General features: G+C 78.0%; 1 protein-coding gene. It reads right to left on the reverse strand.

Annotated elements, in window-relative coordinates; genetic code table 11:
- On the reverse strand, positions 1-1291 hold a 1291-nt coding region (locus CR470_RS37920), incomplete at its 3' end, for a DNA polymerase Y family protein (RefSeq protein ID WP_107489556.1).
- Positions 1292-1424 lie beyond the last annotated feature (133 nt).

Here is a 1424-nt window from a genome sequence, read left to right on the forward strand (position 1 = left end):
GGGCCGGACGCCGGACCGGGTAGACGGCGGCCGGGTGCGGGGCGGGCAGCAGTCCCGGCCACGGACCGCCCGCGGTCCCCGCCCCGTCGTCGGGGACGTCGCCGACCGGGACCAGCCGGATCCGGTCGCCCGGCCCCCGGCCGCCGACCTCGACGATCCGGGTGACCGCCCGGTGCCCGAGCACCGCCTGCACCCGGGCGGCGGCCCGCTCCACCTCCACCGGAGTGTCGCGTTCTCCGTCGAACGCGCCCTGCGAGCCGGTGTCCGGAGCGATCCCGTCGGGGCGCAGGGCCAGGCGGCGGATTCCCGGTTCGCCTCCGCCGGTGTCCAGCAGGCCCGTTTCGGACCAGGCGGCCAGCACGCCGCGTACGCGCTCGGCGACCGCCCGGGAGGACAGCCGCCCCTCGTGCCGGAAGGTCCGCGTCAGAATCCGGCCGTCGGCCGTCTCGACCGCGGCCTCCACCCGTCCGCACACCACCCCCGCCGCCGCCAGGCGCTCGTGCAGCTCGTCCGCGAGCGCGACCGCCACGAACACGACCGCGTCCAGCTGCCCCTCGGCGACCTCGAACAGCCACTGCACAGTGTGGTCCTGGACGGCGGTCCGTACGGACACCGGCCGGGCCGACCCTCCGCGGGCGACACGGTGCGCGCCGATCCCCTCGGCGCCGAGCCGCTCCGCGACCCGGCCCGCCGGCAGCCGCGCGAAGTCCCCGACGGTACGCAAACCGAGCTGCTTCAGGAGCTCGGACAGTCGGGGCACTCCCAGCACGCCCACCGGGTACGGGGACAGGAACGCGGCGTTCCCGTCCGCCGGGACGACCACCCCGTCGCCCCGGCGGGCCGCGAGCGCCGCCACGAACGTGCTGTCGGCGATCCCGGCACGGGCGGGCAGCCCCAGTTCGGCGACGGTGCCCACCAGCCGTACGGACAGCTGCCGCTCGCCGCCCCAGTACCGCGCGGCCCCGCGCGCCGGCGCCGCGAGCAGCCCGGGACGGATCACCTCCAGCCTGGGCACCACCTCCGTTTCCACCCGGTGCACCACCTGCTCGAACAGCCTCACCTCGGCGGCGAGGTCCCGCTCGACGACCCGCAGCCCGGGGCATCTGGCCTGCGCGGTCCGCAGCCGCATGTGCCGCCGGACCCCGGCCGCCCGCGCGGACGCGGAGCAGGCCACCACCGCGCCCCGGTGCACCACCGCCACCGGCGTGCCGTCCTCCGCACCGCACGCCAGCACCGGGAAATCGGGCACCCAGACCACGACCACCCGTACGGCATCGGTCGCCCCGGTCATCCGACGACGCGGAGATCCGCCCGCGCCCCGCTCACCACGGCCTCCGCCGCCCCCCGCTCCACCATGCCCACCAGACCGTCCGGACCGGGCAGCCACAGCTCCGCGCTCCGCGGCGCGGCGGCCGCGCCGCGCC

It is taken from the genome of Streptomyces sp. rh34 (genome assembly GCF_002551245.1).
Lineage (GTDB): Bacteria > Actinomycetota > Actinomycetes > Streptomycetales > Streptomycetaceae > Streptomyces.